At 39.8% G+C, this 25,448-nt stretch carries 11 protein-coding genes; all 11 read left to right on the top strand.

What is annotated here, in order from left to right:
• Positions 1-65: 65 nt before the first annotated feature.
• The 11 genes from IGI44_RS13670 (at position 66) to IGI44_RS13620 (ending at position 25,370) form a co-directional block, all read left to right on the top strand.
• Positions 66-8,021: a VaFE repeat-containing surface-anchored protein gene (locus IGI44_RS13670; protein ID WP_438788288.1), complete on the top strand. Its 7,956-nt coding sequence runs from the start codon at positions 66-68 to the stop codon at positions 8,019-8,021.
• Between the two features lie 85 nt (positions 8,022-8,106).
• Positions 8,107-9,408: a DUF5068 domain-containing protein gene (locus IGI44_RS13665; RefSeq protein ID WP_438788287.1), complete on the top strand. Its 1,302-nt coding sequence runs from the start codon at positions 8,107-8,109 to the stop codon at positions 9,406-9,408.
• A 13-nt stretch (positions 9,409-9,421) separates the two neighbouring features.
• Positions 9,422-12,145 (top strand): SpaA isopeptide-forming pilin-related protein, encoded by a 2,724-nt coding sequence (locus IGI44_RS13660; RefSeq protein WP_438788286.1) that lies wholly within the window; start codon positions 9,422-9,424, stop codon positions 12,143-12,145.
• Positions 12,146-12,886: 741 nt separating this feature from the next.
• The gene (locus IGI44_RS13655) at positions 12,887-14,302 is read left to right on the top strand and encodes a helix-turn-helix domain-containing protein (RefSeq protein ID WP_438788285.1); all 1,416 of its coding nucleotides are present in this window, start codon (positions 12,887-12,889) and stop codon (positions 14,300-14,302) included.
• Complete coding sequence (locus IGI44_RS13650) at positions 14,295-14,636, top strand: hypothetical protein (protein WP_438788284.1); 342 nt, start codon at positions 14,295-14,297, stop codon at positions 14,634-14,636. The genes IGI44_RS13655 and IGI44_RS13650 overlap by 8 nt, the downstream gene beginning before the upstream one ends.
• Positions 14,637-20,870: a Spy0128 family protein gene (locus IGI44_RS13645; protein ID WP_438788283.1), complete on the top strand. Its 6,234-nt coding sequence runs from the start codon at positions 14,637-14,639 to the stop codon at positions 20,868-20,870.
• A 72-nt stretch (positions 20,871-20,942) separates the two neighbouring features.
• A complete protein-coding gene (locus IGI44_RS13640) occupies positions 20,943-21,251 on the top strand; it encodes a DUF2089 family protein (protein ID WP_438788282.1) in 309 nt (102 codons plus the stop codon).
• 184 nt (positions 21,252-21,435) lie between these two features.
• Positions 21,436-22,377 carry an oxygen-dependent tRNA uridine(34) hydroxylase TrhO gene (gene trhO, locus IGI44_RS13635; protein WP_438788281.1) on the top strand — a complete coding sequence of 314 codons (942 nt, stop codon included), beginning with the start codon at positions 21,436-21,438 and terminating at the stop codon, positions 22,375-22,377.
• 104 nt (positions 22,378-22,481) lie between these two features.
• Positions 22,482-23,093: a hypothetical protein gene (locus IGI44_RS13630; protein WP_438788280.1), complete on the top strand. Its 612-nt coding sequence runs from the start codon at positions 22,482-22,484 to the stop codon at positions 23,091-23,093.
• Between the two features lie 167 nt (positions 23,094-23,260).
• Complete coding sequence (locus IGI44_RS13625) at positions 23,261-23,968, top strand: winged helix-turn-helix domain-containing protein (protein ID WP_438788279.1); 708 nt, start codon at positions 23,261-23,263, stop codon at positions 23,966-23,968.
• Between the two features lie 229 nt (positions 23,969-24,197).
• On the top strand, positions 24,198-25,370 hold the full coding sequence (locus tag IGI44_RS13620; RefSeq protein ID WP_438788277.1) for a glycoside hydrolase family 3 N-terminal domain-containing protein: 1,173 nt from the start codon (positions 24,198-24,200) through the stop codon (positions 25,368-25,370).
• Positions 25,371-25,448 lie beyond the last annotated feature (78 nt).

Raw genomic sequence — 25,448 nt, 5'->3', positions numbered from 1 at the left:
CGATAGGGGTGGTTAAAAAGCAAGACAAATCATTGAGTAAAAAAGAGGACCTAGGAGGAAAGAGGATGAAAAAATTTTTTCGAGGAAAACTATCCGCGAAACTGGCGTTAGTTGCGATATTAGCAAATACGCTGACGTCACCGGTTGGTGTGATCGCGGAGGAATTATCAGCAGATAATAACCCAGAGCCGAAAGTTGGTTTAAGTGGAAATAACCAAACTTTGGAAAGTACGACTATAGAAAGCAGTTTAGGAAAAAAAGAGGAACAGCCAAAGATTGAGCTACAAGAAATTGATACTGATGGAAAGGATACTTTAGAAGCAGGCGAATCCTTTACTGCTAATCTGAAAGGAACCTTCAGTAATCTACAAGAAAGCTCGGAGAAACTCATTACGTTTGATTTGAATAGTGAGTTTGTTTTGAACGACGATTTGAAAGCCACTAGCGAAGAAATACAAGTGATTAAACTTTCAGACAACAGATTTAAGATTGATTTCTCACAAGTAGAAGAGGGAGAGAAAGAATTTGAGATGAGCCTTCCGCTATCTGTGAAATCAACAAATGAAGAGGCTAAATTGGTGTTATCAAGTGATCACACACAAGATGTTTCGAAGACATTTAAAGTAAGTCAATCAGCAATCAAGACACAACAAGCGACGGCTGGAAAGTCGAAGAGTACAAAAGATGTCAAGGCTGCTGATGGATCAACTAAATCGAATAATATAACAGTTTATCATGGAGATAGGATAGAGTCAGAAAGTTGGTTCAAATATATACTAGACGATGGTTCATTTCGTTCGAATGGTAAGATTCATAAAATATATATTTTAGAAAATGGTGTTAAAAAATATGCATATTGTCTTGATGAATTTGCCGCAAATCCAGCTGATAGTGGAACAGACTATGATTTTGGATATAATGTTCCGAACCGTCTAGAAGGAAAAACTGATGATGGAATATTAGGCGCTGTTATGACTCTTGATACTGGGTTTCCAAAAGGATCTGATCAAGATTATCTAACAATGCAGATAGCTCTTTGGACAGCTCTTGGCAGTACTACTTATGTCGATGCTAATTTAGGAGTTAATGATCCTAGATTAAGTAGTCCATTGTTCGATACCTTGCCTTCAGCGAAGGAAATACTATTAAAAGTACTTTCGATGGTAGAACAAGCGAAAAAAATGGCCTACTTTAACGAATGGAAAGGAATAATAAATGTAGACCCAGAAGTTCAAAAATTTACTTATGTTGAAGGAGAAAATGGAGAGTCAGGTTATTATGAAACTGGCTATTATCAGGTAGATGGACCTAGTATTAATAATATAACGGAGTTGAAAATAAATACAACTTCACTAAGTACTCAAGCAAGAGATAGTATAACGTTATATGACAAGGACAATAATCTTATTGGAGGTTTATCTGATTATAATCAACTAGTTGATTTTAAAGTTCGAATTCCTGAAGAATATGTGCGTGGAAATCAAACGATAAAATTTAATTTTAAGGGGAAATATCTTTCGGAAACTTATATTCTATTAACCCCTACTACAGCGGGGCCTCCAACTTTTCAAACAATTGGAGTACCTAGTGTTGAAACCACAGAGCTTGGCGTGGAAGGTTCTTTTTCAGGTGAGTTAGAAAAAGAACATCTTGATAAAGGTAAAGTCCAAATCACCAAGATCGACAGCGAAGAAGAAAGCAAGAAACTAGCAGGTGCCACCTTCAAGATCACAAATTCAGAAACAAATGAAGTATGGCTAGCGGAAAGTGATCCAACCTCATCAAATGGTGAATTGACAATCACGGATATTCCAATCGGTAAATATACATTAGAAGAAGTATCTGCACCGACAGGTTACGATCTATCGAAAGAAAAACTACCCTTTGAAGTAACCGCGGAAAATGCGGCAACATTACAGACATTCAATTTCAAGAACAAGGAAAGTGAAAAGCCAAAAGGTAAAGTCCAAATCACCAAGATCGATAGCGAGGAAGAAAGCAAGAAACTAGCAGGTGCCACCTTCAAGATCACAAATTCAGAAACAAATAAAGTATGGTTAGCGGAAAGTGATCCAACGGCGTCGAACGGTGAATTAACAATTACAGATATTCCGATCGGTAAATATACATTAGAAGAAGTAAACGCACCAACAGGCTATGATGTCTCGAAAGAAAAACTACCCTTTGAAGTAACCGCGGAAAATGCTGCAACATTACAGACATTCAATTTCAAGAACAAGGAAAGTGAAAAGCCAAAAGGTAAAGTCCAAATCACCAAGATCGACAGCGCAGAAGAAAGCAAGAAACTAGCCGGCGCAACCTTTAAGATCACAAATTCAGAAACAAATGAAGTATGGCTAGCGGAAAGTGATCCAACCGCATCAAATGGTGAATTGACAATCACGGATATTCCAATCGGTAAATATACATTAGAAGAAGTAACTGCACCGACAGGTTACGATCTATCGAAAGAAAAACTACCCTTTGAAGTAACCGCAGAAAATGCGGCAAAACTTCAAACTTTCAATTTCAAGAATAAGGAAACAGAAAAACCAAAAGGCAAAGTCAAAATCACCAAGATCGACAGCGCAGAAGAAAGCAAGAAACTAGCCGGCGCAACCTTTAAGATCACAAATTCAGAAACAAATGAAGTATGGCTAGCGGAAAGTGATCCAACGGCGTCGAACGGTGAATTGACAATCACGGATATTCCAATCGGTAAATATACTTTAGAAGAAGTAACTGCACCGACAGGTTACGATCTATCGAAAGAAAAACTACCCTTTGAAGTAACCGCGGAAAATGCTGCAACATTACAGACATTCAATTTCAAGAATAAGGAAAGTGAAAAGCCAAAAGGTAAAGTTACCATCAAGAAATACAAAGATGGCGATACGACAGAAGCGTTGATCGCGGATGCGGAATTTACTTTATACGATTCTGAAGGCAAAAAGCTGGATACCAAAGTTACTGTTGAAGGCAAGGAGTTAGTCTTTGACAACTTAGAGTATGGTAACTATACGTTGAAGGAAACAAAAGCCCCAGCGGGTTACGATGAATCGACGGAAGAAAAACCAGTTTTTGTAAAAGATTTTGAAGTAACGGCAAAGGATTTAAGTTTTGAGTACAAAGTAGCGAACAAGCCAACAGCTAGTAGACAAAGCGGAAAAGTGACGATCAAGAAGCATACAGAAGGTGATGCAGACGAGAAATTGATCGGCGGTGCCGAATTTACACTAACGGATTCCACTGGTGCTGTAGTAGCGAAGCAAGAAAGCAAGGCAGGAGAAGAATTAGTCTTTTCAAACTTAGGTCTCGGAGAATACACTCTGGAAGAAACCTCAGCACCAGATGGCTACGAAAAACCCGACTTCAAAAAGACATTCGAAGTCACAACAGATACATTGAATTTTGAATACACAGTTTACAATAAAAAAGCACCAGAAATTTCCACTACGGCAAAAGATGGTGAAACAGGTACCCACGAAGGCTATGCGGATGAAAAAGTAACCATCATCGACAAAGTCGAATACAAGAATTTAGTTGTCGGCAACACTTATACAGTTAAGGGCACGTTGATGGACAAAGCAACGAACCTGCCATTCGTAACTAAAGATGGCAAGGAAGTTCACGCTGAAAAAGAATTTGAAGCAAAAACGAAAGATGGATCAGTGGAATTAGAATTTGTCATTACCAACGGCGACCTAGCTGGGAAGACAGTCGTAGTTTTCGAAACCTTATACCACGAAGACAAAGAAGTTGCGGCTCATACGGATATTGATGACAAGGATCAAAGCGTTGATTATCCGAAGGTTGGTACGAAAGCGTCAGATAGTATCGTTGGCGATAAGATCGTCGTAAAAGATATTGTCGCTTACGAAAAATTAACAGTCGGAAAAGAATACACCATCAAAGGAACACTGATGGACAAAGCGACAAGCGAAGCCTTTGAAGTAGACGGCAAAAAGGTAACCGCAGAAGCAACCTTCACGCCAACAGCAGAAAACGGTACGACGGAAGTCAGCTTTGAATTCGATAAGAAAGCGATCGAAGGCAAAGAAATTAGTTTAGTGGTCTTTGAAAAAGTCTTTAATGCCGATGGCAAAGTCATTGGAACGCACGAAGATATTAACGATCCGGACCAAACAGTGGAATTCACACCAGAAACACCAGAAATTTCCACTACGGCAAAAGACAAAGACACTGGCACCAACGAAGGCTATGCGGATGAAAAAGTAACCATCATCGATAAAGTCGAATACAAGAATTTAGTTGTAGGAAATACCTATACAGTTAAAGGGACCTTGATGGACAAAGCAACGAACCAGCCATTCTTAACTAGAGATGGTAAGGAAGTTCACGCTGAAAAAGAATTTGAAGCAACGACAAAAGATGGTTCGGTGGAATTAGAATTTGTCATTACCAATGGCGACTTAGCTGGTAAGACTGTGGTTGTCTTTGAAACTTTATACCACGAAGACAAAGAAGTTGCGGCGCATACGGATATTGAAGACAAGGATCAAAGCGTTGATTATCCAAAAGTTGGCACGAAAGCGTCAGACAGTGTTGTTGGCGATAAGATCATCGTGAAGGATATCGTTTCCTACGAAAAATTAACTGTAGGAAAAGAATACACCATCAAAGGAACATTGATGGACAAAGCCACAAGTGAAGCCTTTGAAGTAGATGGCAAAAAAGTAACCGCAGAAGCAACCTTCACGCCAACAGCAGAAAACGGTACGACAGAAGTAACCTTTGAATTTGCGAAATCAGCGATCGAAGGCAAAGAAATTAGTTTAGTGGTCTTTGAAAAAGTCTTTAATGCCGATGGGAAAGTCATCGGAACGCATGAAGATATTGATGATCCAGATCAAACAGTGGAATTCACACCAGAAACACCAGAAATTTCCACTACGGCAAAAGACAAAGATACTGGTACCAACGAAGGCTACGCAGATGAGAAAGTTACCATCATCGACAAGGTCGAATACAAGAATTTAGTTGTAGGAAATACCTATACAGTTAAGGGTACGTTGATGGACAAAGCAACGAACCAGCCATTCTTAACTAGAGATGGCAAGGAAGTTCACGCTGAAAAAGAATTTGAAGCAAAAACGAAAGATGGATCAGTGGAACTAGAATTTGTCATCACTAATGGTGACTTAGCTGGTAAGACAGTCGTAGTTTTCGAAACTTTATACCACGAAGACAAAGAAGTCGCAGCCCATACGGATATTGAAGACAAGGATCAAAGTGTCGATTATCCGAAGGTTGGTACGAAAGCGTCAGACAGTGTCGTTGGCGATAAGATTGTTGTGAAGGATATCGTTTCCTACGAAAAATTAACTGTAGGCAAAGAATACACCATCAAAGGAACACTGATGGACAAAGCGACAAGTGAAGCCTTTGAAGTAGACGGCAAGAAGGTAACCGCAGAAGCAACCTTCACGCCAACAGCAGAAAACGGCACGACAGAAGTCAGCTTTGAATTCGATAAGAAAGCGATCGAAGGCAAAGAAATCAGTTTAGTGGTCTTTGAAAAAGTCTTTAATGCAGAGGGCAAAGTCATCGGAACGCACGAAGATATTAACGATCCGGACCAAACAGTGGAATTCACACCAGAAACACCAGAAATTTCCACTACGGCAAAAGACAAAGACACTGGCACCAACGAAGGCTACGCAGATGAGAAAGTTACCATCATCGACAAAGTCGAATACAAGAACTTGGTCGTTGGAAATACCTACACGGTTAAAGGCACATTGATGGACAAAGCAACGAACCAGCCATTCTTAACTAGAGATGGCCAAGAAGTCCATGCTGAAAAAGAATTCAAAGCAACGACGAAAGATGGTTCGGTGGAATTAGAGTTTGTCATTACCAATGGCGACTTAGCTGGTAAGACTGTGGTTGTCTTTGAAACTTTATATCACGAAGATAAAGAAGTAGCGGCCCATACGGATATTGAAGACAAGGATCAAAGTGTCGATTATCCGAAGGTTGGTACGAAAGCGTCAGACAGTGTCGTTGGCGATAAGATTGTTGTGAAGGATATCGTTTCCTACGAAAAATTAACTGTAGGCAAAGAATACACCATCAAAGGAACACTGATGGACAAAGCGACAAGTGAAGCCTTTGAAGTAGACGGCAAGAAGGTAACCGCAGAAGCAACCTTCACGCCAGAAGCTGAGAACGGCACAACAGAGGTAACCTTTGAGTTTGCAAAAGAAGCAGTAGATGGTAAAGAGATTACATTAGTTGTCTTTGAAAAAATCTATAACGCGGATGGAAAAATCATTGGTAGTCATGAGGATCTAGAGGACCCAGACCAAACGGTTCATTTTGAAACCCCGTTAATTCCAGAAGAACCTGAAATTTCTACCACTGCAAAAGACAGTGAGACAGGAACCAACGAAGGGCACGCAGATGAAAAAGTATCAATCATCGATACGGTCACATACAAAAATCTGATAGTGGGGAACACCTATACTGTTAAAGGTGTGTTGATGGATAAAGCGACGAACAAACCATTCGTTACTCGTGATGGGCAAGAAGTCCGCGCTGAAAAAGAATTTATCGCAGACAAGGCCGATGGAACGATTGATTTAGAATTCGTCATTACGAACGGGGATCTTGCAGGTAAGACTGTGGTTGTCTTTGAAACCTTGTATCACGAGGACAAAGAAGTTGCGGCCCATACGGATATTGAAGACAAAAACCAAAGCGTTGATTATCCGAAAGTCGGCACAAAAGCATCTGAAAGTACTGTTGGCGATAAGATTGTCGTTAAAGATATCGTCTCTTACGAAAAATTAACCGTTGGTAAGGCGTATACCGTCAAGGGTGTGCTGATGGACAAAGCGACAAATCAACCATTTGCAGTGAATGGTCAAGCAGTTACAGCTGAAACGACCTTTACGCCTGAAAAAGCATCTGGTACGACAGAAGTAATCTTTGAATTTGATAAAGCGGCGGTTGCTGGACAAACGATCAGTTTAGTGGTCTTTGAAAAAGTCTACAACGCAGCTGGTCAATTGATCGGTAGCCACGAAGATATCAATGACAGTGATCAAACGGTTAAACTGACGCCTCCAGATGTTCCAGTGATTTCTACTAAAGCAAAAGACAAAGGCACTGCTGGAAACGAAGGCCAAGCGAAAAAAGAAGTGACGATCATCGATGAAGTTTCTTATAAGAACTTGATTGTTGGAAATGAATATACCGTTAAGGGTGTGTTGATGGACAAAGCGACGAACCAACCATTGTTGGTTAACGGCAAAGAAGTTCGCGCAGAGAAAACCTTCACTGCGAAGAAACCAAACGGTACGATCGATTTAGCCTTTACCTTTGATGGCAGTGCATTGGCTGGTAAAACAGTTGTTGTCTTCGAAACCTTGTACCACGAAGGAAAAGAGATCGCGACCCATACAGACATTGAAGACAAGGATCAAACAGTGACGTATCCGAAAGTCGGAACCAAAGCATCAGAAAGTACCGTTGATGACAAAGTGGTGATCAAAGACGTGGTGTCTTATGAAAACCTAATCGTTGGCAACGAGTATACCGTCAAAGGGGTCTTGATGGACAAATCAACCGGGCTAGCTTACCTAGTGGACGGCAAGAAAGTCCTAGGCGAAACGACCTTTATTGCGACGAATACTAGCGGAACAGTAGAAGTGGTCTTTGAGTTTGCCAAGAGTGCTTTAACGAAGAAAGAAACGCTGGTTGTCTTTGAACAATTATTCAATAGCAAAGGGTATCTGATCGGAACGCATGAAGATATCAATGACAAGGATCAGACGGTTGAAGTAGGCGATGATACACCAGGAAACCCTGATTTGCCAAACACAAAAACGGGCGGCAGAACCTACAGCTACGGCACATCAACCTCACGAGGGTCATTGCCTAGTACGGGTAGTCAAAACAATCCACTATTGTTTATCGTAGGGATCATTGTTGTTGCTTCGGCACTGGCACTAAGCTTCGTGTTCTATACAAGAAAAACAAAAAAGAATAGCTAATTGGTAAATGATCCACCAGGCCCCTTTCAGGTGGCTTGGTGGATTGTCTTGTTTAATGGAGAAAATGAATGAAGGAGTGGAGTAAATGAAGTGCACACGATTGGCCCTATTAGCAGCAGCACTCGTGGTATTTGCAGGGTGTGCAGCAAAAGAACAAGCAGTGGAGGAGTCGACGACTATCTCCTCAACTGAAACAAGTCAGGAAGAACGATCGTTTGAAAGTGAGGCGACTAGTGAAGAGAGCAGTGAGGAAAGTAGTGAAATTTTAGAATCAACAGAGGAATCGAAACGAGCCTCGAGTAGCAAAAGCAGCGATCTTTCGTGGGATACCATGGAAGCAGAATTAGAAGAGAAGACAGAAACAACATCCTTAGAAATGTTGTATGAAAATAGCGATCCGCTGATTTATGCTGAAAATGATGTAGAGGTTAAAATAGAGGGCTATCGCTATTATCAAATCAAAAATTTCACCCGAAATCTGCGCATTCCATTTGGCGATCAGAATGCAGATGGCGGTGTGATCGTCTTAGCGGTAACACTGAAAAATGAGACAGATAAGCCTGTCTACTACGGAAATGGCTTTTCCTTTTCGATCACCGGCTCACGATCCAGTTTGATGCGGACAAAAAATGTCCTTAATGAAGACATGGAAGGTGATCTGATTCAAAATGACAGTGAACTTGCTGCGGGAGAAGAATTGAGCGGCTTCATCCCATTTGCGGTGGAACCTGCTGAAATGGAGAAGCTGGCTGAAAATAAAGAAGCGATACTAGAGGTTCCTGGAATATTCACGAAAAAGGGCAGCTTCAAATCTTCTGATGCGTTGTTCTTAGGAACAAAGGAAACCGTTCCCTTCGATAGCAAAGGCGGCGCAACGACAGAAGCAGTATCAACGTTTTATCCAGATAAAGCCACAGCCGAGAACATGGGAACCAAACGACTGCTAGTAGAGAAGAAAGTTGCCGAGTCACAGGAATTTGAGGGGGTAAAAGTCACCTTAGATGGCTATCAACTCGCTGAATTTGAACCGAATGAAGAACAAGCTTCGCGTTTCCGTCGTTATGAAACAGGAATTGTTTTACTTACGGCAAAAGTGACAATCCAAAACAATGGCAAGGAAACACTGCAATTCAATGATACTTCTGGCAGCGTCAAGATTGGCAACAAAGGCAGTATCATCAGTCAAAGTGCTTTAGAAGTTCGTGTTGATCCGAATGAGCTGCCGATCGGCGATACCCAAACCAAATATATCGCGATTCCGATTGATAAAGAATCCTACGAAAAATTATATAAAGATCAAGAGTTCGTCTTGAACATCAACATTCATGATGAAGGGCACACACGAATGAACTCGGCAGGCGATATTGAGTTCCGTTTTAAGAATTAGAAGGGAGAACGAAATGAAAAAGAAAAAACTATGGGTAATTGCGGCGTTGGTCTTGCTGATAAGTAGTACCTTTTTGCCAATGCTCAGTACGGGGGCACAAGAAACGGATGGTTCAGCTATTGAAACAACAACGACCGGAAGCAGCGAGCAGGTCTTAGAAACTGAGATCCAACCACCTGAACAGACAACGGAACCAACACAAGCAGCTGCGCAAGCTCAGCCGATGGAACAATCTGAGGAACCTCAAGCAAATGCGCCACCTCAAGTGACCGAAGAAAGCCAGCCAGCAGAAGAAGCACCAGTCGTTTTAGCGGTAAATCAAACAGGGAAAATCACTATTCGACTGTTGGATCAGGACAACAACCAACTGCAATTAGGCAACGCGGCCTTTCAATTAACCGAAGTAAGTGGGAAATACCTCTCTGTCGCTTGGTCTGATTTGAATCGTGATTTGGTGTATGAAAATGTGCCGTTTGGAAATTATATCCTTGAACAAATCAATCCGCCTATTGGCTATCAGCTCTCTGGCTTTAAAGCAACACTGGAAATAAAAGAAGGAGCTACAAATTTTGAGTATACGGTTACGAACAAGAAGAATCCGACCTCTTTATCCTCGGGTGAGATTCATATAATTAGTGTTGATGACGCCGATCCGAATAAACGTCTAGCAGGAGCTTGCTACCAGCTTGAGAATACGGCAACGGGAGAAGTCATTATAGATAAGACAGAGCCAACCAATAGTAACGGCGAATTGACGATTAAAAATTTACCAGCCGGAAATTATCGTCTCACAAAAAACGGTTCTCCGGAAGGCTATACAGGACCGACCGTTTCCCATTCTTTCCCACTTACGGAAACAGAAATTGCTGAAAATAAGTTTCCAATCTATACGTTCAAGTATACAAAACAAACAGATATTGGTTATGCGACGATTGCCTATTTAGCAAAGGGAGAAACAACCTTTTTAGCAGGTGGCGAATTTACATTGTATGATGCAGATGGGAAAGTGTTAGAACAGCAAACAACAGAACAAGGAAAGCTACTTTATTTTAAAAAATTACAGCCAGGCCAACGCTACCGTATCAAACAAACGAAAGCGCCAGCAGGCTACGAGTTGTCAACCGCGGAGAACCCGCTTTTTGATGAAACCTTTGAAGTGACTTATCAAGCGTACGAATTTCGTTTTCAAGTGTATACTAGCAAGCTGCCTGATGAGTCTGCGGGAAAAGTCACTGTTAAGAAATATACAGAAGGCGACGAGTCTGTGATGATTGACGGGGCCGAGTTCACCCTTTACGATGCTGCAGGAAATCCGTTGGCTACACAAACGACTAAAGCAGGTCAAGTGTTGGTATTTAATGATTTAGCGGAAGGAACGTATCGAATAAAAGAAACCAAAGCACCGACCGGCTATCAGGAGCCGAACTTTTCGGAGAAATTTACCATTGATGATGCAAATTCATCGATAGAATACAAAGTCTTCAATCAACGAATTCCAACGGTTGCTAAAGGGAAGGTTCGTGTTCAGTTATATGCCGAAGGAGCAGAGGAATCCACTATTGGCGGTGCTGAATTTACATTGTACGACCAAAAAGGCCATGCGATCGAGCGAAAAGTCACCGTTGCCGGAAAAGAGCTTCTTTTTGAGAATCTAGAGCTGGGTGAGTATACTCTACGGGAAACTAAGATTCCAGCAGGCTACGAGCAGCAAGATATCCAACAATCCATCAGCCTTAATGCAGCTGATAGCGAAAAAACGATCAAGCTTACGAATAAGAAATTGTCAGTACCAAAAAAGATCTCGATTAGCGGGAAAGCTCGAGATAAGAGTACTGGAACGAATGAAGGCTACGCGCAAAAAGCAAGTACCATCCTTGAAGAGGTCAGCTATCAACATGCGGAAGTTGGTAAAGAGTACACGATCAAGACTGTTTTGATGGACCCAGCTACGAATCAGCCGTTGGTAGTTCATGGGAAAGAAGTTCGGATGGAAAAGACTTTCACTGCGAAAAAACCGAATGGTTCGATGGATGTAGCGATCAGCTTTGATAGCAGTAGTCTCGCAGGAAAACAAGCCTTTGTTTTTGTTAGTCTTTATCAAAGGGATGAAGAAGTAGCGAGTTCTTCGAATAGCGCTGGTTCAACACAAACGATTACCTACCCTGTCATCACCACCAAAGCAAGGGGCCAGGTAGTAGGCGAGAAGGTGCAGATCAAGGATACCGTCACATATGATCAACTTGTAGCGGGTCAAGTGTATACGGTTGAGGGTCAGCTGATGGATCAAGCAACAGGGCTGCCGTATCAAGTCAATGGCAAAAAAATCACCAGCAAAAGCACCTTCACCGCAGAGAAAACGAGCGGAACGATCGACGTTCTCTTTGAGTTTGAGAGAAGTATCATGACAAACGCTGTTACCTTAGTTGTCTTCGAGCAACTTTTCAATAACCAAGGGAGCCTCGTAGCGAGTCATCAAGACCTGTCAGATACAAATCAAACAGTTCGTTTAGAGGCAGAAGCAACAATACCCGCGCCAATCAAAACGGAGGACACAACTCGTTCTGACATAGTGAAATGGCACTACTCATGGCAGAAAGAACCGATCAAACGGACAGCTTCGAACAAGACATTGCCAAAAACAGGTAGCAGTCAGCAGATTGCTTGGAATGTGGCCGGAGGCTTACTCCTTGCAGCAGGAATGGTGATCGCTATTCGTCGAATGAAGCGACAACACTAACATTTAGTGAGTTCTTCAAAAATAGGAGCTGACCCAAAAGGGTAAAAACTTTTTGGGTCAGCTCTATCTTTGATACGAAATTAAGCAATCCGTGGCAGAGGATGCCCTAAAGTAATCTTCGATTTGTCAGCGGCATAAGAGAGAAATAGGGCAAATAGAATCAGAAAGAGAAGCTGCCATTTCCCAAAATAATGCCATTCTCCCTAGATAAGCCCATCGATGCTCCATATTTCTTGATCTGAAAAGGTAAAAGAATTCTCCGCTGTCTCAGCATGAATGACGTTGGATTTTACATATGAATAACAAGAGAGGCTTGAGAAGAGCCTGAAGTAAGGCTACTAGTTAATTTGGTGAAATTAATTAGTAGCCTTATTTTTTATCATAAATAATGGGTTTATCCGAAAAATAAAATTGATTTTCACTAATCGTTCGTTATGTATAGGTGGGTAAGTATCTATATTAGTGATATGTATAGTTAAAAAAACAATTATACTTTTAAAAAATCGTCATATTTTTAAAATAATGTAATAAAAATATTAAAATATGGTTATCATTTTGATATAATAGAATTCGGTTGATTAATTTTGTCTTCGTTTTTTTAATTATTTGGAAAAAATGGAGACTAGCACTTATTTTATTTAGAGGAAGTGGATGAGATAATTTTAATAATCAAGTAAATAAAAATATAAAGTTGTTTCATCTAAAAAAGAAAGGAGAGTTATGATAACAAGCGATTTACTTATGGAAGAAGAAAGATATCAGCTCTATATTTTACAAATGCTTGAGATAAAAAAGTCAACATATTGTTCAATTGATCAACTATGTGATTTGCTAGAAATTTCAAAGTATAAAGTAGAAAAACACATTCAAATGTTACAAATCGAAATGAAACAAATAGAGCCTGACGCTTCTATCGTAGTAGAACCGACTGGAGAAGTGAATTTGACTGGTGTAACCAATTTAGTGCTTAAGAAAATTCAACTTCATTTCTTAGAAAGAAGTCCATACTATTTGATAATTCATAACTTTATTACACAAGAAGTAGGTGTGGAAACACAGCTTGAAGAGTTACACATTAGTCGCTCACTAGCATACAAGTACCAAAAGTATCTTAAACACTTATTAAGAGAAGAAGGATTCAACCTATCGAAAAATCAGGTTATTGGGACCGAATTTCATCTAAGAAGCTTTCTTTTTGGTTTTTATTATGATGTTTTCAATGGAATAAGTAATCCGTTCCCAGAACACTGTAAAGAATTAGCTTCAAACATTATCCATTATTTAGTTAGCTACCATGATATTGCGCTATCAAAAACGAAGGAACACAAGTTAAATTTTTTTATTGCTATTTGGTTAACTAGATTGATGCAGGGGCATACGGTTAGTGAGGAGTATGTGAAAGTTAAAAATAATTCTTTTAAAGAGTATCTGGTTAGGATGATTCAAACTCACTTTTCGATCGATAAACGGTTTTGTGATAAAGAAGTTTCTTACTTCTTTTTATTTTTGAGTTTGGAAGATATTAGTCATCAATTTATGGATGAGTTCTTATTAAAAGAAGTCGATCAGTCTGCTAAAACTCATACACAACTTTTTTTGCAGAAATTACTGCATGACTTTGGTTTTGACTATTTAAAATTGGAAAATTCAGAAGCGATTGTCGATGGACTACTTATGATTAACCGAAAATGGCTGACCTACCACTTTAGAGAAACGACTTTTGTCTCAAAGATCCAGCTTAAATATTTTCAAGAAATCAATCCTAAATTTGAAAATTTAGTAGGAACGTTTATTGACCGTTTAGACAATAAACTTTTTGTGGATTCTCGGGAAAAGAACAAGTTGTATTATGACTACCTCTTTTTTTTGATTACGAACATTCCAATTGAAAAACTAGAAGAACCGATTTTTGTTTATATTGATTTTTCACATGGTACTAGCTACAACGAGTACATTCGTTCGATGCTACTGACTTTGCGAAGTATGCATATCGTATATGAGGAAAAATTGAGCTCTAAAACGCAAATCTATCTTTCTGATTTTGCAATAGAAGGGCTATCTTGCGAACAGATCATTTGGAAGCGCCCTCCTACCCCCGATGATTGGGGTGAACTAGGGACACTCTTGATAAAGGTTAGAGGAGAAGGTCATGAATAAAAGAAAGTGGAAATATTTGGTTTTCCCAACAATTCTATTTTTTCCAACGAGTACTTTTTGGGTAGACAGTTATGAGTGGTTTGCAGAACAAACTTATTCAGATAGAACGGTTCAATATTTTAGTTCCGAATCTACCGACAATACTTTAGTAATTTCGAATCACAGTGAAAAAGAGATCAGAAAAAAATTTAAGAATATCGAGGACAAAATAATGACTTTGGAAGAAGAAATCTATTTACCAGAAGGGGAGGATTCCTTAGTATTGCCGCTATACCTTTCCAGAATGAGCGGCTCAATTCTTTTTGGTACTCATTTTGTTAAGGGGGTTAAATAAATGAAAAAGCAAGTGGTCAGTAAGTTTAATACAATTTTTGTATTAATAGGAATGTTTCTAAATATGTTGCCGATGCAGGTGTTCGCAGAAACAACGAACACGGTTGGAATAAAGATAAGTGAAGCAACGTTGCTAACTAAAGAAGGGCTTGAGATTTCTCAGGAAAATCGACTAGCTGCTGATACAGATATGTTGGTAAGGATTCATTGGGAACAGAGTGAAGAAGGCGCGATTGAGGATGGAACAATAGTATCCTATCAATTACCAGAGAATCTTACTTTTTTAAATGCAACGGGTGACTTAGAAGCGGGTCAAGGAAGTTATCAGGTTGAAGAAAATCACTTGCGACTTACGTTCACTAAGAATTATGCTTCGCAAGAAGAGGACAAAATGCCTGAGTCTGAAACAATGAAGTTTTATGAAGGCGATTTAGAACTTGCGGCAAAAACAAAACACTCAGAAGCTGAAGAAGAAGTCATTCAATTTGAGGAACATATTTCACCAACGTTGTATTACGAAATTGATCGTTCTGAAACGGAAGAAACGACCAATGTTGAAGTGACGCAAGAGAAGACAAAAGAAACGAAGAAAACAACAAGGGCTTTAGTCAATAATTTCGATGTTACCGGCTTAAAGCTTGAGAAGGCTTCAAGTACTGCACCAGGCGGATGGGTAGAAATTCAACCTGGCGACAAAACAAAGGTTGGAGATTTCATTCGATTAAAAATTGATTGGGAAATCTTAAACTCTTTATCGATTGCTAATGGCGATTATGCAGAAATCGATTTACCATCTATTTTCAAATTTGCACCAACCTCTAAAATGACATTGACAATCGTTGCGGATGGGAAAAGCTATAACATTGGTACCTATCAATTGATAACGGTCGGGGATCATTCGAAAATTCGAGTAGAGTTCAACGATACTATCGCACAAAATAATATTTCTTCTGTTAAAGATGGTCATTTTACTTTTCAAGGTTCTCTAAATGAAACGAAAAGTGAACAAGAGAAAGTTGATATTGGTTCCATTACCTTGCCGAATTTTGAAATTGGCGATCCTGTCTTAAATGAAGTGGGTCCTGGAAATTATCAAGATCTCAGTAAAGAAGGAACGCAAAGACAAAATGAGAATGCATTGAGTTGGAGAATCGTAACAAATTATACGGACTTGATGCGGGCGTATAAAGGTGACGCTTTACAAAATCGTTATGAAAATGCGGTGATGGTGGATGAACTCGCGGAAGGCTTAGAGTTTACGTCATTAAGTATTCAAATTCCTGTTTTAATGGCAGACGCTTCTGACCCATCTAAATTGTACACCCGTCAAATTGATTCTCTGACTGTAAAAACAACCCAAGTTCCATCAAAGAGTACCTATCAAGAAAGTTATGATTTCATCAAAACCTGTCCAGCAGGAACGTTTACGGTCTTTACAGAAAGTTCTGGAAAACAAAAAGTCATTATGAACATGGGAACTTTCCCTGTCACAAAAGCAGGCGATAAAAGTAATAGTTTGAGTTTAAGTCAATCTAAGGCGGATGCTATTCAAAAAATAAGCAATGCCTATGATTCTAACACAACATTACCATCAGCGAATAAAGAGAATACGTTAAAAGCATTGGAAAAATTATTTGATGCGAGTCAAGATACGGGGATTGTAGGATTCTTAGTGAATATTGTCACCAAAGTTGACGATGATCATTTAGGTCAAGCAACTTTTGATAATAAGGCTAGCATTGATTTCGATGGCGACCGTAATATTGACGCTGAAGCAACGAATGTTCATTTTCAAGATATAACTGGCGGTGGTACAGGGACGATTCCTAAAGGAACTGTCGAAGTCATTAAGAAAGATCAAGAGACGAAAGACAATTTGTCTGGGATTGTTTTTTCAGTTGTAAAATATGACGGAGATGTTGAAGGTGCAGAGGTTACTCAATTAACAACAGATGCTCAAGGAAAAGTGAAATTTGAGAACCTGGCGATTGGAAAGTATAAGATCAAAGAGATTTCAGGATTGGAAAATTATAATCCAAAAATGATCATTGAAAATCAAACAGGTTTGACCACTGATGGTGTTTTTGAAATAAAAGCTACAGATAAAGCAGGATTTCAATTTACGATTCTCAATAAAAAGATGAGTGTCAAGCAGCATTTGGAAGCAACGAAGACGTTAACCGGACGTGATTTACAAGCTGGCGAATTTGAATTTGAACTGCTAGATGACCAAGGAAAAGTACTAGATACAAAGAGTAATGATGCATCAGGGAAAGTAATTTTTGATGAGAGAATTTTCGATAAGGAAGGAACTTATACTTATAAGATCCGTGAAAAAGCAGGTAATGAAAGTACGATTACCTATGATAAAACTGAGTATACGGCAACTGTAACCGTTAAAAATACGAATGGAAAGCTAGAAGCCACAGTTTCCTATTCAGGCACAGTGAACTTCGCAAATACGTATACCCCAGCTGCTGGAAGTGCCGTTCTAGAAGCAACGAAAACCCTAACTGGTCGTGATTTACAAGCCAACGAGTTCGAGTTTGAGTTATTGGATGATCAAGGCAAAGTAGTAGATACGAAGAGCAATGATGCATCCGGCAAAATCTACTTTAAAGCAATTGATTACGCCAAAGAAGGCACTTACGAATATGTAATTCGTGAAAAAGCGGGAAATGACAGTACTATCGGTTACGACAAAACAGAGTACAAAGCGACAGTAACGGTAAAAGATATTGGTGGGAAACTAGAAGCGACGGTTGTCTATTCAGGCACAGTGAACTTCGCAAACACGTATACCCCAGCTGCTGGAAGTGCAGTGTTGGAAGCAACGAAGACGTTAACCGGTCGTGACTTGCAAGCCGGCGAGTTCGAATTTGAGTTACTGGATGATAAAGGCAAGGTAGTAGATACGAAGAGCAATGACGCATCCGGCAATATCTACTTTAAAGCAATTGATTACGATAAAGAAGGCACTTACGAATATGTAATTCGTGAAAAAGCGGGAAGTAACAGTACTATCGGTTACGACAAAACAGAGTACCAAGCGACAGTAACGGTAAAAGATATTGGCGGGAAACTAGAGGCTACAGTAGTCTATTCAGGCACAGTGAACTTCGCAAATACGTATAGGCCAGCTGCGGGTAGTGCAGTGTTGGAAGCAACGAAGACGTTAACCGGTCGTGATTTACAAGCTGGTGAATTCGAATTTGAGTTGTTGGATGATAAAGGCAAAGTAATGGATACGAAGAGCAATGACGCATCCGGCAATATCTACTTTAAAGCAATTGATTACGCCAAAGAAGGCACTTACGAATATACAATTCGTGAAAAAGCAGGCAACGATACTACCATTGGTTACGACAAAACAGAGTACAAAGCGACAGTGACCGTAAAAGATATTGGTGGGAAACTAGAGGCCACAGTAGTCTATTCAGGTACAGTAAACTTCGCAAATACGTATACCCCAGCTGCGGGCAGTGCCGTTCTAGAAGCAACAAAGACGTTAACCGGTCGTGATCTCCAAGCTGGTGAGTTTGAATTTGAGTTGGTTGACGATCAAGGCAAAGTGCTGGATACAAAGAGCAATGACGCAACAGGCAACATCTACTTTAAAGCAATTGATTACACCAAAGAAGGCACTTACGAATATACAATTCGTGAAAAAGCAGGCAACGATACTACCATTGGTTACGACAAAACAGAGTACAAAGCGACAGTGACCGTAAAAGATATTGGTGGGAAACTAGAGGCCACAGTAGTCTATTCAGGTACAGTAAACTTCGCAAATACGTATACCCCAGCTGCGGGAAGTGCAGTGTTGGAAGCAACGAAGACTCTAACCGGTCGTGATCTCCAAGCGGGTGAGTTTGAATTTGAACTGCTAGACGATCAAGGCAAGATAGTAGATACGAAGAGCAATGATGCATCCGGCAATATCTACTTTAAAGCAATTGATTACGCCAAAGAAGGCACATACGAGTACACAATTCGCGAAAAAGCAGGAAATGACAGTACTATCGGTTATGACAAAACAGAGTACAAAGCGACAGTAACCGTAAAAGACAATAACGGAAAACTAGAAGCGACGGTTGTCTATTCAGGTACAGTGAACTTCGCAAACACGTATACCCCAGCTGCGGGTAGTGCGGTTTTGGAAGCAACGAAGACGTTAACCGGACGTGATTTGCAAGCTGGTGAATTCGAATTTGAGTTGTTGGATGATAAAGGCAAAGTGCTGGATACGAAGAGCAATGATACATCCGGCAATATCTACTTTAAAGCAATTGATTACGCCAAAGAAGGCACTTACGAATATACAATTCGCGAAAAAGCAGGCAACGATACTACCATTGGTTACGACAAAACAGAGTACAAAGCGACAATAACGGTAAAAGATATTGGTGGGAAACTAGAAGCGACAGTTTCCTATTCAGGTACAGTAAACTTCGCAAACACGTATACCCCAGCTGCAGGTAGTGCAGTTCTAGAAGCAACGAAGACGTTAACCGGTCGTGATTTGCAAGCCGGCGAATTTGAATTTGAGTTGGTTGACGATCAAGGCAAAGTGCTGGATACAAAGAGCAATGACGCAACAGGCAACATCTACTTTGATGCAATTTCCTACGCCAAAGTAGGGACTTACGAATACACGATTCGTGAAAAAGCAGGAAGTAACAGCACGATCAGTTACGATAAAGTCAACTATACGGCAACAGTGACCGTAAAAGACAACAACGGAAAACTAGAAGCAACAGTTGCTTATTCAGGTACAGTGAACTTCGCAAACACGTATACCCCAGCTGCTGGAAGTGCCGTTCTAGAAGCAACGAAGAGTTTAACCGGTCGTGATTTGCAAGCTGGTGAGTTCGAATTTGAACTATTAGATGATCAAGGCAAGGTAGTAGATACGAAGAGCAATGACGCAACAGGCAACATCTACTTTAAAGCAATTGATTACGCCAAAGAAGGCACTTACGAATATACGATTCGTGAAAAAGTAGGCAACGATTCTACCATTGGTTACGACAAAACAGAGTACCAAGCGACAGTAACGGTAAAAGATATTGGTGGGAAACTAGAGGCCACAGTAGTCTATTCTGGTACAGTAAACTTCGCAAACACGTATACGCCAGCTGCTGGAAGTGCCGTTCTAGAAGCAACGAAGAGTCTAACCGGTCGTGATCTTCAAGCCGGCGAGTTCGAGTTTGAGTTATTGGATGATCAAGGAAAAGTACTGGATACGAAGAGCAATGATGTAACAGGCAACATCTATTTTGACGCAATTGCGTATGACAAAGCAGGTACTTACGAATACACGATTCGTGAAAAAGCAGGAAGTAACAGCACGATCAGCTACGACAAATCAGAATACAAAGCGGTAGTTGTAGTGGCAGACAAAGCTGGAAAATTGGAAGCCGTGGTATCGTATCCGGAGCCTGTTACATTTGAGAATAGGTATAACGAACCTGACAATGGGGAAGTAACCTTGAAGAAAATCGATAATAAAACGGGAGAGACACTTGCTGGTGCCGAATTCGAATTACAAAATGAAGCGGGTGAAGTAATCAAAGGGTTTGAGAAAATCGTTACCAATAATAAAGGTGAAGTGACGATCTCTAATCTTAAGGCAGGTAACTACCAAGTAGTTGAAACAAAAGCGCCATCGGGGTATGTGATTGATAAAACCCCAATTCCATTTGTAATCACAAAAGAAGACACTGCTAAAAAAGAATTAGTTAAGGAAAATAAAAAGCAAACGCAAGGAATTTTCCTTAAGAAGGCGGATAGTTCTAACCAAAAAGCTTTAGCTAATGCAGAGTTCAAATTACAAACGGATTCGAAGAAAATCATTCATGAGAATCTCACCACAGATGAGAATGGCTTGATTTACTTGGATGAGCTGGAACCTGGAACGTATCAATTCATAGAAACAAAAGCCCCACAAGGCTATAAAATTGACGAAAAACCAGTAACTTTTGAAGTTGTTGAAAATGAATCAAAAGTGATTGAATTAGTGAAAGAAAACGATCCGCTATTGCCGAATAGCAAGGGCTCAAGTAACACGTTCTCCAATAATCCTTCTAATAGTGCAGGTAGTAGTGATAAAGCTGGTCTTTTGCCGAGAACAGGTAGTGAGGTTCGAACAAGTCTTCTGTCTATCGGATGTGCTATTTTGCTTGTGGTTCTGTTAATCAGTTATAAAAGGTATAACAGACATAAAGCCGATTAATTAGTAAAAAATGTGTAAGCTTGTTATAAAGGATAAAAAAAGAGGAGTAAGTAGATCAAGGGAGGATTTTTCATGGGGAAAACCCCGCAATGGATTTTGGATTTTAACGAAGAAGAATTGGATTTTGTTAAAAATTTTGTTCTTACTTCAGGTTCTATTAAAGAGTTAGCAAGTATTTATAAGATAAGCTACCCGACAATTCGAAAAAAGATCGATAAATTGATTCAAAAAGTTCGAATTAGCGAGCGAAAAGAAAGTGACACGATTATCCTCTTGATGAACGAGTTGGAAAAAGATGGCAAGATTAATCAAGAGATTGCCCAAACTGTCGTCTCCGAATACAATAAATCTCTGAATTGTTTAATTAGTGGCAAGGATTAGCAAATAAATACTTGAAGTAGAAGTACTAGTATTTGAAACCCATTATTGGGTCGAATACTAGTACTTTTTGTCTATTCTTAATCAAAAAAACATGACTATAGTAAAAAAATCACAAGCATCAAGTTCGAAAAAACGATTTCCATCTCCTATAGTAATAAAGGATAACGAAACTGGAGGAATGATCATGGATTATCGCGTATTGCTTTACTATAACTACACAAAAATTGAAGACCCAGAAGCCTTTGCCAGCGAGCACTTGGCCTTTTGTCGTGATTTAGGTATCAAGGGACGGATTTTAGTCGCACCAGAAGGAATCAACGGTACACTGTCAGGAACAAAAGAGGCCACGGATCGTTACATGGAAGTCATGTTGGCAGATGAACGTTTTAAAGATACTTATTTCAAGATGGATGAAAGTGAAGAGCATGCGTTTAAAAAATTATTTGTCCGCCCGCGAACAGAATTAGTGGCATTGCATTTGGAGGAAGACGTAGATCCTCGACAATTGACGGGGGATTATTTGGAACCCCAGGCGTTTCGTCAAGCGTTGTTAGACGAAGACACGGTGGTTATTGATGCCCGCAATGATTATGAGTATGATTTAGGTCATTTCCGTGGGGCGATTCGTCCAGAAATTCATAATTTCCGCGAGCTCCCAGCGTGGATTCGCGAGAATAAGGAACAATTTATGGATAAGAAAATCGTTACATATTGTACTGGTGGAATTCGCTGCGAAAAATTTTCTGGCTGGCTATTGCGTGAAGGCTTCGAAGATGTGGCGCAGCTCCATGGTGGCATTGCCGCTTATGGTAAAGACGAAGCCACTCGAGGCGAATTATGGGACGGGAAAATGTATGTCTTTGATGAACGAATCAGTGTGGAAATCAATCAAGTTGACAAACAAGTGATCGGCAAAGAATGGTTTGATGGCACCCCCTGCGAACGCTATATCAATTGCAGCAATCCAGAATGCAATCGTCAGATATTAGTTTCCGAAGAAAATGAAGAAAAGTATTTAGGTGCTTGCTCCATTGCTTGTGCGAAGCATCCGAATAATCGCTATGTAAAAAAACATCAAATGACCACACAAGAACGAGATGAACAGTTAGCATTGGTAAAACAATAATGAAATTTTTCAAAAAATTCTCAAGCGAACTGTCTTGACACTTTGCGGCTTTTGAACTAAACTTAGGAGCGAATTAAGTGTCTTGACATATCGAGGAGGATAAAATGAAAACTCATTCTGTAAGAAATTTAACGATCTCGGCATTGTTGATCGGATTAGGTATTCTGATCCCAATGGTAATGCCTAAAATTGTGATTGGGCCAGCATCGTTCACGTTGGCAAGTCACGTGCCTGTGTTTATCGCCATGTTCTTTTCTCCATTAGTAGCAATTGCTGTTGTTTTGGGAACAACCCTGGGCTTCTTTATTTCAACAACACCGATCATTGCTTTACGGGCTTTTTCGCATTTAATTTTTGCGGTGATTGGAGCAAATTATCTTCAAAAACATCCGGAGCTTGTTTTGAAAAATGGCAAATTCACATTGGCAAACGGTCGCTTTCAAGTCTTTAACCTAGTCATTGGCATTATTCATGCTGCCGCCGAAATGATCGTTGTCTCAGCGTTTTATTTTATGGGAAATATGCCAGATACGTTTTACTCACAAGGCTATCTCTATACAGTCTTTATCCTAATGGGCGTCGGTGGACTGATTCATAGCTTAGTAGATTTCAATATTGCCTATTTTGTTGCTGGAGCATTGTACAAGCAATTTAATCTACCAATTTTTGAGAAAGCTATTAGACATATAAAAGAATTAAATAAGTTAACAGCTTAACCGTGATAATAAATCACGGTTTTTCTTTATTTAAATTTTAAAAAGTAGGAAAAGTTTAGAATGTTCAATATTTTATTTAGTATCATCTAAAAAAAGACCTTTTATTTCCTTAAATTTAAGTTATATTCTATTCATAAGTATTATGTGTAGAAAAAGAGGGCATATGAATGGTTCGAATTTTAGTTTTAACAAAGAATGTATTAGCAGAAGAAATGCTAACGAATAAATTGCAGCATTTAAATTATGAAGTATTTTGTTCCACCAGTATTCTCAATGAGATTCAAATGAATGGGCGGGTTTCAGACTTAGTCAATCATTTTCCAATTATTATTATTGGTGAGACGGTTTCAAGTTATGAAATGGATTTGATGTTGCCAAAATTGAAAGAGCACGGTCAAAATATCTTGCGAGAAGTGGATCATCCGCTTAGTGAAAAAGAACAGACATTATTAGAAGCGCAAGGGTTGAGAGGGGCCGTCCAAAATAGTGATTCGGTAGAGTCGTTGCGAGAGCAATTAGCTGAAGTCGCTACACAATATCAAAATAAGCCATTCGAACCTGTGGCGGTTGAAAAATGTCTCGATGCTGATGAACCAGATTCTGATTTTTCAGCAATGATGCTGATTAATCTGTCTTCATTGGAACTGCAGCTGTTAGAAAAATTACGGAGTCAACCAGGCGAGATTGTTTCTCGTGATGACCTATGTAAAAGTTTGTGGGGAAATGTTTCCCAGTCGCGTCTAGCACAGCTATCTTCTTTAGTGAAGAATATCAAGCTAAAGCTAGAAATAATGGAAGTGGATCAGGAAGTTATTCAAACCATTTGGGGGAAAGGCTATCGTATTCGTAAAGGGATTGCTTTCCAAAATAAGTAAATAATTGCTGAGAAAGGAAATTTGTTCTTTTCTCAGTATTTTTTTATGCTTGAATTCGAAATAATGCTTTATTTTTCTAAGCTATGCTAGAATATACCGTACTATTTAATAGAATGTCCGTTTCATCGCTGATTTTCTTTAAACCAAGAGGAAGCAGAAATGATTGGCATCTATTCAATCCATCACCCTCGCTTAGTAAGAATTTATTTTGTATTAGGAGCGTAAACACGTGAAAAAAAGTATTATATTAAGTTTGCTGATTTTTTCAGCCGTTTTTATTTTGGCTGCTTGTGGAAATTCGAATAAGAACTCTTCAGTAAACAGTGATTCAACCAAAGCAAGTGAATCCGTCAAACAAACAGAGCAAACTTCTGCAACTAAAAAAAAGGAATTAACCGTGGAGGAAAAGGTCGATAAACGTATGAATGAAATGACTTTGGAAGAAAAGGTTGGACAATTATTTCTAGCCCGTGTCCCAGAACAAAATCAGCTGGCAGATATCAAAAACTATCATTTGGGCGGCTACCTGCTTTTTGATCGTGACATGGAAGGCAAGGGGCAGGCAGACGTGAAGCAGGAGATTACGAGCTACCAAGAAGCCAGCAAAACACCGATGTTTATTGGGTCCGATGAAGAAGGTGGTCTAGTAAGTCGGTTGAGCAGAAATCAAATTGTGTCGCCGGCCTTTGAAAGTCCTCAGGAACTGTATCAAAAAAATGGCTGGGATGGGATTAAGCAAGACATCGATCGTAAAGCACACGTCTTTAGTGAATTAGGCATTCAATTAGGAATGTTTCCTGATGCCGATGTCTCAACCGATCCACAATCTTTCATCTATGATCGAACGATTGGAATGGATGCAGCTGGAACGAGTCACTATGTTAAATTAAGTGTTGAGGAAATGAAAAAGCAAAAGCTCGGTTCAACGATTAAGCATTTTCCTGGTTATGGGAATAATCGCGATTCCCACGTAGAAATCGTGACGGATAATCGTTCGCTGGAGGATTTACGAAAAAATGATTTCCTGCCGTTTGAAGCAGGGATCAAAGCGGGTGTCGACAGTATCATGGTTTCTCATAACATTGTTCCAGCGATTGATGGTGAACGACCCGCTTCTATCTCAAAACCAGTGCATGATTTGATTCGTAATGAATTAGGCTTCACGGGTGTGATCATGACAGATGATATGGACATGGCTGGTCTGGCTGACTTCACTTCTCAGGAAGAAGCTGGATTGCAGGCCTTACAAGCCGGAAATGATCTAATTTTATCCTCAAGCTATCACACACAGATTCCTTACATCATTGATGCGATCAAAAAAGGGGAGTACAGTGAAGAACAACTCAATCATTCTGTTGAACGTCTGTTGACGTGGAAAGTTGAATTAGGTTTAATGAAGTAAGAGAGAAAAAGGAGGAAATCTTATGTGTGCTTCAATGCGTTTGAAAATCGACCGCTTCGCCAAATAACTAACGTTTGA

The sequence above is a fragment of the Enterococcus sp. DIV0756 genome (assembly GCF_051710745.1).
GTDB lineage: Bacteria > Bacillota > Bacilli > Lactobacillales > Enterococcaceae > Enterococcus_A.
The sequence above is the reverse complement of the archived record's forward strand: the minus strand, read 5'-3'. Positions and strand labels throughout refer to the sequence as shown.